The organism is Paenibacillus sp. J22P169 (assembly GCF_059691995.1).
Genome location: NZ_JCAUAO010000001.1, coordinates 1,126,883 through 1,142,987, shown reverse-complemented (window position 1 = coordinate 1,142,987; position 16,105 = coordinate 1,126,883). Strand labels below are relative to the sequence as shown.

The window sequence follows — 16,105 nt, the reverse complement described above, 5'->3', positions numbered from 1 at the left end:
TAAGGGGAATTAATTATGAAGAAAAGCTTTAGTTTGGGGTTGACAAAACGGCTGCTAGTTGGATGTATCGCCATCGGCGTATTCCTAACGGCGGGTTGCAGCTTCAAGGATACGAAATTTCCAGATGATGAGGCAGAAACTTTCACCGATCAGAAAACCAAAATTACACTGGCCGTGCAGTCTTCCGAGGAACTGAAAGTAATCGAAAGTTTAATTGAACAATACAATTCAGCACATCCGGGAACCTATGTGGAAGTGATTAACCTTCCCCGTGATCGCTATGATCAAACGCTGAATATGCAAATGACTTCTGACGAAGGACCTGATGTATTTCAAATCGGTACGGGATGGTTAACGCCATATATCTACAAGAACTGGTTGTTGGATTTATCCGAATATGTCTCCAAGAAGGAGCTGCTTGCTTTTCCACCGTGGGCGTTAGATTTTACGAAGCAAAACGATCACTTCTACGCGATTCCATCTGGCATGATGACATTACGGCTCATTTATAATAAAGAATTGTTAGCGAGAGCAGGCTACAATCCAGAACATTCACCTACCACTCTGCAGGAATTAAAAGCTTATGCGAATAAGATCTCCCAAGCAGGTACGGGGTATCAAAAATACGGATTTGCGCTCCCTGCGGGTGAGGATTGGGCGGGATTTCAACAGGCACTAGAAATCGCGAACACATACAGTGGCGTTAATTACTATGATTTTGCCAAAGGAAAATACGACTTCATGGTGTATCAACCGTGGTTCCAAACCATGTTGGACATGAAGCTGCAGGGTGGCTTATTTCCAGGAGAAACCTCGCTCAAGAGCGATACCGCTTTAACACAATTCGCAGAAGGTAATATCGGGATGATGTATGTCACCAACCGTGATTTTGTCACACTGAGCCGTATGAAGACGTTGCCCTTTGCTTGGGGTCTTGCCATGCCGCCACTGCTTGCATCTGCGGATTCGGACAAGGGAGCTTTGATGATTTATCCCGAATCGCCGATCGCCATTAATGCCTATACCAAACATAAACAAGAAGCGGTGGAGCTGTGGAAATTTCTACATTCCGCTGAATACTTAGGAGCCTTGTACAAGCAGGGAGGCGCGATACCGACCCTTGAAGGGATTACTAATGATCCTCAATACCGACCGGTGCAGCCGCAGTTTGATGCCTTTCTTCCCACTGAGAAAGAATCACCTTATCCAAAAGAACCTAAATTTATTTTACAAAATATCCAGACCCCTTTTTCACCAAAAGATTTAGGAGACACGTCGCGCATGAAGGCTTATCGAGACATTATGCAAGGAATCCTTTCACCCGCTGAAATACTCAATAACCTGACCATGCAGTATAACATCTCGCTCGACGATGCCGTTCTCAGAAATCTCATCAATTACAATGATTACGTGAAACCACAGTTTGACCCTCGGAAACCTTTAAAGGAAAACCAATAGATTTTTGAAGGTTGTCATAGATTATTTTATTCAGTTCCGCAATCGAAGCGTCTACAATGGGGACAGAAAGCAATTAATTCTATCGCTCAACCACTAAGGAGGGTTTTACATGCAAGTCAGAACAACGAAAATCGGAGCAACGCTTCTTGCTTCAGTAACCGTGTTATCCATGGCGCTTGTGGGTTGCGGAAAAAGTGAGACCGCAAGTTCGACTCCAGCACAAAGTGCGCAAGCTTCGGCAACAGCAACAACAGCAGCAAGCAGCAAGCCGGCACTTGATCCTGTAGAATTATCGATTTATTACCCAGGTACAGAACAAAAGGATAAGGCTGCGGTGGAAGCGGAATTAAACAATCTGTTGAAGGACAAAATTAATGCGACTGTGAAGATCAATGCGGTTGACTGGGGGAATTGGGCTCAGAAAATCAACCTGATGTCAGCTTCTGGCGAGCCATTCGATCTCCTATTCACAGCCGGCTGGGATAACTTCAGCGGTAACGTTGCCAAAGGTGCATTTCTTGAGTTGACTCCGTTGTTAGATAAATTTGCAAAAGAGACGAAAGCCCAAATGAATCCGCTTCTTTTGTCAGGCACGGCAGTTGGTGGTAAATTATATGCGATTCCGGTAGAGAAAGAAATGGCTAGTGAGTTCGGTGTTGTTTTGAATAAAGAACTCGTGGATAAATATAAGTTCGACATCAGCACAATTAAATCGTATGCAGATTTGGAACCGATGCTGAAAACGATTAAGGAGAAAGAGCCGACCGTTACGCCTTTCTGGGGTGGCAAAAACAACGTTTCCTTGATTCCATTCGAGCAAATCGGTAACACTGCAGTACCAGGCGCTATTAAAATGGATGGAACGACGAAAGTTGTTAACCAGTGGGAAACGCCTGAAATGCAGCAAACGTTGAAATTGATGAAAGAGTGGAGTCAAAAAGGGTACTTCCAGAAGGATCCTGCTACACAAAAAGATGCTGGACCGTCGAACAAGGCAGGTACAACATTTGCCCAGTGGCAACAGCTGACACCAGGTAAGGACGCTGTACTAAGCCAACAATGGGGCCATCCAATGGTGCAAGTGGAGTTAACGCAGCCATACACATCCAGTGGCGATCTGAGCGGTGCAATGACTGCAATCTCCAGAACATCCAAAAATGCGGATCGCGCGATGATGCTGATTAATTTAATGCATACGGATGAGAAGATCCTCAATACGCTTGTATTTGGTGTAGAAGGCAAGCACTTTGTGAAAAAGAGTGGGAATATCATTTCAGTACCTGACGGCATGAAAGCTGGTCAAACCGGATATTCACCTGGTAATAACTATATGTTTGGTAAGCAATTTATCAACTATCTGTGGGATAATGAGGATCCGCAAAAGTGGGATAAATACAAGAAATTCAATGAGTCGGCAAAACCGTCCAAAATCGTAGGTTTCAGTTACAACGCAGAACCAGTGAAAAATGAAGAAGCGGCCATCGTTAACATTTACAATGCTTACATCGATGGACTTAGCACGGGCGTATTAGATTATGAAAAGGAACTTCCTGTCTTTATCGATAAGATGAAGAAGGCAGGTCTGGACAAAGTTATTGCCGAGAAACAAAAGCAGCTTGATGAATTTTTGAGCACAAAAAAATAACGTATGGAGAGAAACGCTGGCGATCTTTAGGATCGTTGGCGTTTTTTTGCCTTGTTTTGGCATCTTAACAAATGCATAGAAATTTTAATGTTATCTTAGATAATTTTATTCAGCAAATTCGGGTGCTCTTTTACAATAGAAGAAACCTAGAAAAAGAGGAGTGGACTACATGAGTCGACGCACAGGATTTCTTTTCAACATTGTCAAGTACCGAGCCTTATTCCTGATGCTGCTATTACCGCTATTGGTGTTGATTTTTAATAACTACATTCCCATGTTTGGCGTGATCGTTGCTTTCAAAAACTACAACTTTGTGGACGGTATCCTACACAGCCCTTGGGAGGGGTTTGGCAACTTTAAGTACTTGTTCCAAACAGAGGACGCTTGGGTGGCCACGAGAAATACGGTGCTGTACAACGCGTTATTTATTGTCTTGAATACGGTATGTGCGATTTTTCTAGCGATAGCGCTGAATGAGTTGAGAAGTAGAAAGCTAACTAAATTCTTTCAAAGCAGTCTGCTGTTTCCGTACTTTCTTTCTTTTGTTGTGGTCAGTTATCTGGCGTACGCTTTCCTCGGCGGGTATGGGTATATCAATAAAGCGATCCTTGAACCGCTCGGTTATTCCGAAATTTCCTGGTATACAGAGTCGAAGTATTGGACCGTTATCTTACCACTTGTAAATCTCTGGAAAAACATCGGCTACAGCATGGTGGTCTATTTAGCGGCCATCGTTGGGATAGACCAAGAATATTATGAAGCAGCCGTCATAGACGGGGCGTCCAAATGGCAGCAGATCCGGAAGATTACAATTCCTTTAATTTCGCCAGTTATCATCGTATTGGTCATCCTGCAGATCGGCAGAATCTTCAATGCAGACTTCGGCTTATTTTTCCAAGTGCCACTGAATACAGGCGCATTATACGATACAACGAATGTCATTGATACGTTTGTCTACCGGTCCTTGCTCGTCAGCGGAAATGTGGGCATGTCGGCAGCAGCCGGATTGTATCAGTCGGCGGTAGGTATTGTCCTCGTATTGTTGACCAATTTCGTCGTGCGTAAAGTAAGCAAGGAAAATGCTTTGTTCTAGGGGGAAAGAGACATGGATACACACATAGATACACATATGGAAACAAAAGCAATAGATGCAGCGCAGAGTGCAAAGGTGGATACGCATAGTTACAGCAATCGGATATCTCCCCTAGCTAATACTTTACTGGTTATCATGTTCACACTGCTCAGTATTGCCTGCTTATACCCGCTGCTGTTAGTCATTTCGGTTTCATTTACGGACGAGCAAGCGATATTAACACACGGATACAATATATTTCCGAAGGTTTTTTCCTTAGATTCGTATCGCTATTTATTCCAAGACGCGGATAAAATATGGCGGGGATACGGCGTTACGATTATAGTCACAGTCGTTGGAACCATTGGAAGTCTACTCTTGACCTCCTTGATCGCTTTTCCCATCTCCCGGCAAGATATGCCATATCGTAACTTTCTTGCCTTTGCTGTCTTTTTCACGATGCTCTTTAGCGGTGGACTGGTTCCTTGGTATTTGACGTATTCGACAGCGGGGTTGAAAAACACCCTATGGGCGCTCATTATTCCGCATTTGGTTGCGCCGTTTAATGTCATTATTATGCGTACTTTTTTCGCCAATACGATTCCGGTCTCGTTGATCGAATCAGCGAAAATTGATGGAGCCGGCGAGTTCCGTATTTTCGGTCGGATCGTCCTACCGCTTTCTCTGCCGGTTATGGCGACGATCGGACTCTTTCAGACACTGAGCTATTGGAATGACTGGTTTCCGAGCTCAGTTTTCATCAGCAACAACAATTTGGTCAGCTTGCAGTATTTGATGTACAAGGTCATTTACAATATTCAATACTTGAATTCAGGCATGGTAGATGCAACGGTAGCAGGGAATGCGGCTGCTTCGATTCCGACGGAAACGGTACGGATGGCGATGGCGATAGTTGGTGTGGGTCCTATAATTTTCGTGTATCCGTTTCTACAGAAATATTTTGTAAAAGGCTTGACCGTAGGTGCAGTGAAAGGATAGTCAGACATCACAATATAACATTTAGGATGGTGAGCGAATATGACGGGTTTATTAGAAAAGTATGCATTTGATCTTCGCAAAAGTGTGGCTCCACCGAATCATATCGGGGTCACAAGTTTATATAGTGTGACGGCACCACAGTATGGCACGGTTACAGGGGTAAAAGGATTTTTTTCCCCGCCATATGCGGCAGGCGAATTGCATTTGCAGTTACAATTCATGGCAGATGGTAATCCGGTAGAGGATACTGGCAACTTGGGCAAGGAAGATTGCGGCCTACTCTTTGCTGGAGCGATTTGGCAGCCAGATCGCATACTTCGTCGTGGAACGTATCATTGGTTAAAAGAAGGGAGTATGTACTCTCTTAATGTAAGCAGCGACCTCGTTCCGTTGACGGGGCGAGCGGGCTTTGTCCTCACGGTTCGGGTAACGAATCGATGTGGAAGGGTTATTCCGCTTTCTATTGCTCCCCAGCTAACCCCGGGACTTGTCAATCAAGTGCCATTAAGTGAGTGGGGGTTTTGTCCACCTAGAGGGGGAGAGACTGCGACGAACATCGATCACCATATATGGGAAACGGATTCCGTTCGCATAACCATGCTGCAAGATCAGCTTACAGCTGAATTGGAGCAAGAGGAGGAAGCCATCTTCCGCATAGCTGTTGTATTTACGCCAGCTGGATGCGGCGTTGCGATGCCAGCAAACCTGGCGGATTGGGACCAAGAGACAACGGACTGCTGGACAAAACGCATTGCGCATGCGGAAGCAACGATCCCGCAGCTGCAAAGTGACATCCCTGGTCTTGAATCGTATTATCGACGGTCGCTGATTAGCGGTCTCATCTGCATGTGGGAACATCCCGACTTTAAGATTCAACCGTTTCTAGCTGTATCTGGGATCGATGGCGGCGGTATTAGCTGTTACCCATGGGATACGGCGGGTTATGTCGGTCAGACACTGACGATGCTGCTAGGCCCTGAGAGGTCTTCGGAGTTTTTAACATTCATGTATGAAGGCGGCATCGATCGGCATATCTGTTTCTTCCCCGATGGAACGGGGGATCAACCATTTCCTTATTCCTATAGCTTATGGTCATTTTTCCATTTTGCTTGGTCTACATTTTGCCAGCATGGTGCTGTGAAAGAGCTTTATCCTATGCTAGAGCGAATTCTGGAAGTCGATGAGGAACGGCTACTGCATCAGGGAGAGCTGCTCGATTATGGTAATCATCATCATCTGTTGGAGATGCGCAGCAGCGGTTACGAGCATGCGGTTGCAAGTCCGAATGCAGAACGAGCTTGGTGTTATGTTCGCATGTCTGAGCTGGCGGACCATTTTGGAATTGAGGGAGCTTCTATTTGGCGAGAGAAAGCAGCACGCATACGGAAGGCGATCGAAGAGCAGCTGTGGGACCCGTCTGCTGAATGGTTCAGCAGCCTATATCCCGATGGGCATAAGGAGTATATTTATTCGATTCAGTATTACGACTCTCTTCGCATGGGCGCATGCACACAAGAGATGGAGAAAGCGCTTCTGTCGCATCTGCGCGATGGCGCTTTCCTAGGAGAATACGGGGTATCCAGCATATCTGCAGAGGATCAACTGCACTACGAATTGAACGATCCGGATTGGTCCGGAGGCGGGAGCTTTGCCGGTGAAGGTCCTATTCTGGCACAAACACTGTGGGAGATTGGTCAGCCTGAACTGGCGTGGGATGTGATGAAGCGCCATCTCTGGATGGGTAAGCATTTGCCGTATTTTCCGCAAGAGCATTATTGCGACCGTCCGCAGACACCGGCGCATAAGCGTGCGAATAATATTGCGGGCATGGCTGGCACACAGGCGCTCATCATGGGCTTGGCCGGTATCCGTCCGCAGTTGGATGGCAGTTTACTCGTACATCCTCAGCCACTGGCTGAAGGACGTGTATCTATAACCGGATACCAACATCGTGGGAAATGCATCGATGTGCATATGGAACCTGGTTATTGTCGTATTCTTTGCGATGGAATTGAAGTGTACAGCGGTGTTTCATCATTACAGAGATTACGGCAATAGAAAGTTTCATCATGGAATTTCAAAATTAAACGATAGAAATTCGAAAGCTGTCGTAGATAATTTCATTCCGTTTCGAGCCGTAATCGCTAAAATTAGAAGGGAAGGGGGGAAGTAAAGCGTAAGTTTGTTCTAAATTGAATAGGGAGGATAAGTCTTATGATACGAAAGATGTTGCTGAACACTTGGTATTTGGTACTTTCCATGCTCATTCTGTTGTCTTGCTTTCCAGTCTTGCCAGCGCAGGCAGAATCTGCGCCTGAGGTCTATGACCTGACGATCTCGAACACCGATCAACAAACGGTCAAAGGCTGGGGTGTATTCCCTTCTTGGAACCGTGCAGACTGGAATCGTAATTTCATGGACAGAACCGCCGCACAGAATGCTTTGTTGCAGGATTTAGGCGTAAGTATGTTTCGAATCATGATCCCGCCCGTCGCAGGAGATGCGGATGGCAATCTGATTGATCCCAAAATGCAAGAAATTTCAGATCTCGTTCAAGTATCTGAAAGTAAAGGGGTTCACGAGTACATCATCTCTGTGTGGTCGCCTCCCGTAGGAATGAAAACGCTGCCAACCGTTAATGGATGGACGGGGACAGAGCATGTGAGACTACGTCCTGACAAAGAAGAGGCGTATACAAGTTATTTGGTCAGCGCGATTCAATGGCTTGTTGCTAAGGGAGCGAGTGTTCCGAAAGCATTGAGCTTTCAGAATGAACCGCTCTCGCAAATTATTAGCGAGTGGTGTTATTGGGGTGGAGATAACGGGCAACAGTATCAACGTGTAGCTAAAATGTTGCGATCCAAATTGGATAGTGCTGGTTACACGAATGTGCAAATATTAGCACCTGAAGGTGCAACCTATCATGAGAATGAGCTCTTACTCGGACAGGGGCTTTCCGCTTTACAAACAGATGCAGCCTTGAACAATGCGATTGTCGGCCTTGCTTCACACAGTTATTTCTCCAAAGGGTACGATACCACGGATGTGTATCAAAAGTATAAGGATGCTTTGGATAACTTTCCAGAGAAGGATCGATGGCAGACCGAGTACAGTACGCTCATAGCTGGCATTTCCGATATGGATATGGCAATCAATGCTTCTCAACGGTTGGCTAGCGATATGGCGTTTATACGAAATAATTACTGGTTTTGGTGGTTGGGCTGGGCGAATGGCCGGCATCCATCTGATGTAGGTGAAGTGCTGCTGGATGGAGACGGATATACCGTAACCAAATCAAAGACCTTTTATATGTTAAGCAAAATTTTCAAGAACGTACCTGTTGGTTCTAAGGTAAGGCACATGACCGGAGATGCTGCTTCAGGAATCACGACCTCCGACTCGCTCTGGATGGATTCTGTTGCATTCGTCAATGGTAACAAAACGGTAGCCCTTGTTGTGAATTCAACAGATAAAGCAAAGACAGTGAATGTCAAAGGGCTGACCGGATCGACTGCCAGCATCTATCAACTCACGTCAAGCGTTGGGTTAGGTCAGGATATGCCGCTTGCGGGCTTGCGGAACATCCATGGCGGAACGGCATCTACGATCGGACTGCCAGCGAAGAGTATTTCCGTCGTCATCACCTCAGATTCTGATACAGCGCCGCCTCAGGTCACATTTGACCAATCAAATAGTGCTTCTACGCAGAATGCGGCTTATGCTGTCAGAAATCCACAATTTACGGTTTCCGGACATTTAGATGAAGCGGGAACTTTACAAATTAATGGGGAAACGGTAACTGTAGGCAGTGATTTGAGCTTCAGCAAGCTTATTACTCTGCAATATGGCAATAATACCATTTCCGCTGTTGCAACAGATGCCTTAGGCAATGTAGGCACTCCGGCACAATTGCTGATTCGGCATGATCCATCTTATTTAGGATTAACCGTAGATCAGAGCGCATTACAGTATGTGAATCAAAGTGGTTACACGGTTTCAGGAAAAACGAACGGCAATGCCACAGTGAAAATCAACCAACAGCATCAAGGTACTACGGTTAGTGAAGGAACGTACAGCGTTGTCGTGGAACCGAACAATCACCAAATTGGGGACACGATAAAAACGATCTTTAATGATAGCTTCGTCTCAGCTGGTGTATTAGGCAGCGCTCAAGGCGGATTTACGATTAACGCTCAGCAAGTGATTGATCCTAGTACCACTTTTATCCCAGCTGAAGGATCGAAATCACTGAGATTGAAGTTGACGGGTGGCGTCGATCTTGCGCGACTTGGCATTAATTTCCTTAATGCTTCTTCAAAATCAGAGCTTAGGGATTTCTCAGGGTTACAAAGTTCAGCTGGTCTGCAATTTTGGGTCTACACCAAGAAGAAAGTAGATAGCTTCTCCGTTGTGCTGGACTCGGATAATAACGGAACAGGTGTTGAAGCGCGACTTCCACTGTCTAACTATTTGACCACTGCTGATTATGGAAACAAATGGGTGAAGGTCACAATCCCATTTAGCGACTTCACGACAAGTGGTGTCAATTATGACGCTGCCACGGGGCAAACAACAACAGTGCCCTTCCTGTGGAGTAAGGTGAAAGGCGTAGGTTTTTCCAGCTCTACAATCACAAGTGGGTATTATGATCCTTACGTCGATGACATTAGGATTGTGTATACGAGTGTACCTTCCTCATCGACAGGGTTACCTTATTTCAATACGGTATTGAATTTAAGGGAAGGGGAAAACACCGTTACTGCTTCAGCCTACAATGACTTAGGGCAGCAAGCCGTGCCGACAACGATTCGCGTAATTTACGATTCCCTTGCACCGGTTATTACAGTACCAACTGCAAGTTCGACTACAAATACTAGCTACGTATTAAAAGGTAGTGTTAATGAAGCAGTTACGCTTAAAATTAACGGAATACTGACGAATTTGGCAGCGGATAACACGTTCACTGCGGTAGTTCCAGTAAGCAAAGGATTGAATGCCATTACCGTTATGGCAGAGGACCCTGCTGGTAATCGATCACAAGCCATTGTCAATGTGGATTGCAATCCAATCGTAGATGGTTCCTTAACCCCAGGGGTTACTACAGCTAATCGCGCTTCAGATGCTCCGGCTATTGATGGCGACTTGACGGAATCAGGTTGGGTGATCAACAATAACGTGACTAAAATGATTACTGGCACTTCTGATAATAATCTGACATTCGGAACGATGTGGGATGAAACAAACTTCTACTTTGGTGTGAAGGTGCTGGATGCCAACCTAATCAATGACTCTGAAGCGGCAAAAACGTATCAGGATGATTCGGTCGAAATTTATATCGACGGGGACAACAGCCGAAGCACGCAATACGGGATAGACGACCATCAATTCACGCTCGGCTGGCATGACCAATTTCTCTCAGCTGGCGCGGGAATTCCTGGGGTCACTTTTGCACAAAAAGATATCGATGGCGGCTTCACTGTAGAAATGGCCATTCCATGGGCCGGGGTCGGCATTACACCACCGAAGGTAGGCTCTGTTATTGGCTTCGATGTGGGATATAACGATGATGACGGCCACAATAGCGGATCCCGAGAAAGCCAAACCATGTGGCGTGGCAACGGGAACAACTGGCAGAGCACAGCTGCTTTTGGCAGCTTATATCTCAATAATGGTAAAAATGTGACAGTTGCGCTTGACCCTTCGGGTGCTCTGACCATAGACGGAAGCTTGGATGAACCATATTGGGCGCTGAGAAGCAACGTGGTGAAAGCTATTACTGGCTCATCGAATAATAGCGTTAGATTCGGTACATTGGGAGATACTCAAAATCTGTATGTAGGCGTAGAAATTCTCGATCCAAGCTTGAAAAATGATTCACCACAAGCCTATCAAGATGATTCCGTTGAAATTTATATCGATGCGGACCATAATCAAAGCACTTCCTATGATGGGAAGGATCATCAAATCACATTGGGCTGGCATGATAATCAGCTTTCGATAATAGGGGATATTCCTGGCATACAATTTGCGCAGAAGGATATTGCCGGCGGTTACACGGTGGAATTGGCCATTCCATGGTCAGGGCTGAATGTAACGCCTGCTCGCGATATTTCGTTAGGGTTTGATATTGGAAACAATGACGATGACGGGCAAAATGTTGGAAATCGCGAAAGCCAGCTTATGTGGAATGGAACTGGTGATAACTGGCGGAATACGTCCGCTTTCGGACACCTCCTCTTGCATAACTTGAGTCTTCCGCTGCCGCAAACGACCGAACCTGAACCAGAGGGACTGCTTGAATTTACTGACAATAACGCAGATTTGACAAAGGTTTTCGCCAAGACGCCGAAGATCGTCTTATCAAGCGGCCATCCAGAAAACTTTTCGGGAGATGCCGATCGGTTTGCCCATAATATCGACAATCCGACGAGTCCCGAGTACGTCGTTTATAAGTCGCCGTTTGGCGATATCTATTCCTTTGATATCGCGACAGGATTGTTTAATGGGACTCCGGCATTCTCGATTTACGGCTCCGTGGATGGCGTCAACTTTACGAAGGTCACGCCGAAATCAACGTTGACAGGCGGAGCGAACGGCTATTCTGTGTTCAGCAATACGTCCAATAAGCTAGGTACGGGAATCAAATATGTAAAGATAGAGTTCCCAGGCAAGGAAAATTGGAAAGAGCAGCTATTGAATGTCAGCTTTAAATACGTGGGGGAACCGGCAGGCCCCCCTGAAGATGCGGTTAAAGCCACATTCACGGACGAGGCTGCTAATCTATCCAAGCTGTATGCCAAATCCGGACATATTGGGACAGCTAGCAGTCAGCCTGAGAAATACGGTAACGATAGCAGCCGTTTCATTCACACCAATGACGATGCCATCGATCCGGAATATATCGTGTATAAATCACCAGATGGCGATATATATGCTTTCGACATCTTGGTGAGTGCGTTTTACAATTTGCCAGCAACGAGTGTATTTGCTATTTATGGTTCGAATGATGGTAGCAGCTACACTAAAATAAATGCCAGTTCAACGATGGTCAGCTCTGCATCTGGTTTTAATACGCTGCAAATCAAAGCAAACAGCATAGCCAGAGGCTACAAGTATCTGAAGGTTGAATACCCATATGGTACAGTTAATGATGATAACTGGACCAGCAGCATCAATCAAGTATCCTTCGTATATGGCGTTACTGAGCAAGTGCTGCCCCTGCTTGACGAGATTAGCTTGACAGCGGATAAAACGATGTTAACATCCGCAGCTACCGCTGCGTTATCCGTCAGCGGAACCATGAGTGATGGCTCTCCAGTTAATTTAAATGAGGCACAGATCGTATATACGAGCGATAATATGCAAGTGGTAAATGTGGCGGAAAATGGTATTTTAACCGCCGTTGGGGAAGGGACGGCTACGGTTCGTGCATCAGTATCTATACGGGGAGTAACAAAAGAGGGCACCGTACAAATCACCGTGGACAACACGCCACCTGTAACCTTGGCTATAGTGGATAAAACGGGAAGTAACGGATGGTACAATTCAGATGTTACCGTGACGTTAAGTGCAACAGATAAACTCTCGGGTATTGCGAAGATTGCGTACAGGATAGGTAATACTGGTGGCTGGTTACCTTATGGGGCACCCGTTCTCTTAACTGTTGAAGGATTAAATACGCTCCAGTATCGTGCAACTGATAAGGCAGACCAGGTAGAGGATATCATGTCGCTTGCCATACAAATCGACAAGACATTGCCTTCCTATCAATTGCTAGTAAACGGAACCGCTTTGAATGAAGGAGGCACCTTGAATGACAGCCAGCCACTAACTTTCAAAGCATGGGATAGCCTATCAGGCATAACTTACGCAACGATTACTATCGACGGATCAAACTATGTGTTAGATCCCCAGGTACAATCAAGCCTGATCATCGACCTGGCGGGCAAGGCAGGAAATCATACAGCGACGGTGAGCGCAGAGGATAGCGCCGGCAACAAGCTGGAGAAATCCTTCTTGTTCACGGTGACTACGAGTATTCCTGACATGGAAAATTTAATCGAACGTTATACGCAAGCAGGTGAGCTGGGAGGGTCGTTAGTTAAGAAATTAACGAATGCCCTTGACCAGGCTCAGCATCAGCTAGATAAAGGTAGTGCTGATAAAGCAGCCAAACATTTGCAGGATTTAGTTAAGCATCTGAACAAAGAGGAAATAGGACCGAACTTAAGTGCCAACGTACAAGAAATACTGAATGCAGATGCCAATTCGTTGATTGGACTGTGGTCGTGAAGACCACGATAAACGCTGCTTGAATCGCAGACCCGAGTAAAGATTGCTTCAATCTTTACTCGGGTTATTTGTTCTCCTCTCGACAGATGGAAGTTCATTTGAAGAATAATACTTGACTTGGAGTTCACTCCAGAGGGTAGACTAGACAGGTAGGCAACTTTATTGGGTGAGAGTGAGGAACATCGAAATGGACTATGTGAAACTAGGAAATACGGGCTTGGATGTCTCGCGAATAAGCCTCGGTTGTATGAGCTTTGGTGTAGCAGAGCGATGGACGCATCCATGGGTGCTGAATGAAGAGCACAGTCGTCCTATTATTAAAAAAGCGCTGGAGCTAGGCATCAATTTTTTTGATACAGCGAATATTTATTCAGACGGAACAAGCGAGGAAATTGTTGGACGCGCACTTAAGGATTACGCCAATCGTGATGAGATTGTCCTCGCAACGAAAGTTCATTTCCGCATGCATCAAGGACCAAACGGTGCTGGTCTTTCTCGTAAGGCAATCATGAGTGAAATAGATAAGAGTCTTAAGCGATTGGGGACGGACTATGTTGACCTGTACCAAATTCACCGCTGGGATTACCATACGCCAATTGAAGAAACGATGGAAGCCTTGCATGACGTCGTAAAAGCGGGGAAGGCCAGATACATTGGTGCTTCTGCTATGTACGCATGGCAGTTCTTAAAGGCTTTGCATGTCGCTGAGACAAATGGGTGGACGCGATTTGTATCCATGCAGAATCATCTTAACCTTATTTACCGCGAAGAGGAGCGGGAGATGATGCCGCTGTGCAAAGATCAAAAGATCGGCGTTATCCCTTACAGCCCGCTGGCATCTGGCAGATTAGCCCGGGATTGGTCGGAGACAACGCATCGTTCAGAAACGGACCAAGCTCAGAGATCGAAGTATGATGCGTCCGCACAAGTGGATCGATTGATTGTAGAGCGCTTGGCTGTAATCGCAGAAAAACGCGGACTGCCTCGCGCGCAAATCGCACTTGCTTGGTTGTTGCAGAAAGAACCGGTTACAGCTCCGATTATCGGTGTTACAAAAATGTCTCAATTGGATGATGCGGTAGCTGCGATCTCAGTTACATTAACCCCTGAAGATATTGCAGCACTTGAAGAACTGTATGTTCCTCATCGCGTTGTTGGTGCCATATAAATGTTGATCACTGAGGTAAGCCAAAAGTTTGATTTATCCCAAGATACGCTGCGTTATTATGAACGTATCGGACTTATTCCACGTGTGAACCGCAATAAAAGCGGGATCCGACATTATACAGAAGAAGACTGCAGATGGGTAGAATTTATCAAATGCATGCGTGGCGTTGGTCTTCCCATTGAGAGTCTAATCGAGTATGTGGGGTTGTTTCAGCAGGGAGACGAAACCATAGATGCTAGAAAGGACGTCCTCATTGAGCAAAGAAGACAACTATTAACTAAAATGGACGAGATGAAGAAAGTGTTAGATCGGTTGGATCATAAAATCGAGCGATATGAACAGACCATTCTTGTTAAAGAAAAAACATTGAGTAAGACGTAAAACGATATATGAATTGCAAAAAGAGCTGCCGATTGGCAGCTCTTTTTACAGTGTCTTTTGGGAAAACTCGTAAACGTGGTTGTTACGTAATCATTGATTCAGCAGTTTTCTGACATATTCTTTGGGCGTACAGCCGTTATATCTTTTGAAAAGCTCATAGAAATGTGCCATATTCTCAATACCAACGGAGGCGGCTATGTCGGTGATGATTTCAGTTTTCGTGATTAACAGCTTTTCGGCTTTTTGGATGCGCTGTCTGTTTACATAATCCGTAAATGAAAGACCTACCGATTTTTTGAAAAACTTAGAAAAGTAGGTATAACTCATTCCGGCAAGCCGACTAACCTCTTCCATTTCAATCTTCCCATTAAGATGAGTTTCCACATATTGAAGTATGGGCCGCATCACAGTGGCATCTACAAATTCGAACGGTTGAAGTAACTCATGCCGGTCATAGCGTAAAAGCGTTAGTAACAGATGCTTGATATGCATGCTCATAGCAATTTCGTAACCTTTGGATTTGTTCATCATTTCCGTATGTATATCGACGATAATTCGGACGATTTCTTTTTTGGCTTGTTCATTTTCCCGGAACATATAATTGAGATCTTCGAGTGGCCTTGCCATTTCCGAGAAATGACGATAATACATCATCATAGCAGGATCGAAATAAGGTTGTAGATCTACGTGTAACACGGTGAAAACGAGGATACCATCTTCAGGTTTATGACTGTGATGAAGCTGATTAGAGCCAATCAGGACGACATCTCCTGGATGTAGCAAATACACATTGTCTGGTGTGCGGAGATCAAGAACCCCTTCTTGTACGATAACGAATTCGATCTCCTTATGATAGTGCCATTGGTATTCGAACGGCTTTTTGGGGCTAGTATTCGTGAACTGCCACACCTTCATGCATAAATGCTCATTTTGATAATGAATAGGTTCTTTGAATGTGTTCATGTGTAGGATCACCTTGTCCATAACGGCAAATTTGGATATAAATTAGACAAACACCGCTATTTTGGTATGGGAGTCGAAAAGTTATGATGGCTAAGAATAGTATACAACATATGAAGGAGCGAGTGAG

The 16,105-nt window shown here is 45.3% G+C and carries 9 protein-coding genes; 8 read left to right on the top strand and 1 reads right to left on the bottom strand.

Annotation, left to right across the window (positions count from 1 at the left end; all coding sequences use genetic code 11):
* Positions 1-15: 15 nt before the first annotated feature.
* From AC58QG_RS05370 to AC58QG_RS05335, 8 genes are all read left to right on the top strand, one after another.
* Positions 16-1,458, top strand: coding sequence for an ABC transporter substrate-binding protein (locus AC58QG_RS05370; protein ID WP_497361068.1), 1,443 nt, complete (start codon positions 16-18; stop codon positions 1,456-1,458).
* A 109-nt stretch (positions 1,459-1,567) separates the two neighbouring features.
* Positions 1,568-3,103 carry an ABC transporter substrate-binding protein gene (locus AC58QG_RS05365; RefSeq protein WP_497361067.1) on the top strand — a complete coding sequence of 512 codons (1,536 nt, stop codon included), beginning with the start codon at positions 1,568-1,570 and terminating at the stop codon, positions 3,101-3,103.
* Between the two features lie 169 nt (positions 3,104-3,272).
* Positions 3,273-4,196 carry an ABC transporter permease gene (locus tag AC58QG_RS05360; protein WP_497361066.1) on the top strand — a complete coding sequence of 308 codons (924 nt, stop codon included), beginning with the start codon at positions 3,273-3,275 and terminating at the stop codon, positions 4,194-4,196.
* Between the two features lie 12 nt (positions 4,197-4,208).
* Positions 4,209-5,174 (top strand): carbohydrate ABC transporter permease, encoded by a 966-nt coding sequence (locus AC58QG_RS05355; RefSeq protein WP_497361065.1) that lies wholly within the window; start codon positions 4,209-4,211, stop codon positions 5,172-5,174.
* Positions 5,175-5,213: 39 nt separating this feature from the next.
* Positions 5,214-7,232 (top strand): MGH1-like glycoside hydrolase domain-containing protein, encoded by a 2,019-nt coding sequence (locus AC58QG_RS05350; RefSeq protein WP_497361064.1) that lies wholly within the window; start codon positions 5,214-5,216, stop codon positions 7,230-7,232.
* Between the two features lie 156 nt (positions 7,233-7,388).
* On the top strand, positions 7,389-13,466 hold the full coding sequence (locus tag AC58QG_RS05345) for a sugar-binding protein (RefSeq protein ID WP_497361063.1): 6,078 nt from the start codon (positions 7,389-7,391) through the stop codon (positions 13,464-13,466).
* A 187-nt stretch (positions 13,467-13,653) separates the two neighbouring features.
* On the top strand, positions 13,654-14,634 hold the full coding sequence (locus AC58QG_RS05340) for an aldo/keto reductase (RefSeq protein WP_497361062.1): 981 nt from the start codon (positions 13,654-13,656) through the stop codon (positions 14,632-14,634).
* Positions 14,635-15,015 (top strand): MerR family transcriptional regulator, encoded by a 381-nt coding sequence (locus tag AC58QG_RS05335; RefSeq protein ID WP_497361061.1) that lies wholly within the window; start codon positions 14,635-14,637, stop codon positions 15,013-15,015.
* 90 nt (positions 15,016-15,105) lie between these two features.
* On the opposite strand, the gene AC58QG_RS05330 is transcribed toward AC58QG_RS05335, so the two are convergent.
* Positions 15,106-15,978 (bottom strand): helix-turn-helix transcriptional regulator, encoded by an 873-nt coding sequence (locus AC58QG_RS05330; protein WP_497361060.1) that lies wholly within the window; start codon positions 15,976-15,978, stop codon positions 15,106-15,108.
* Positions 15,979-16,105 lie beyond the last annotated feature (127 nt).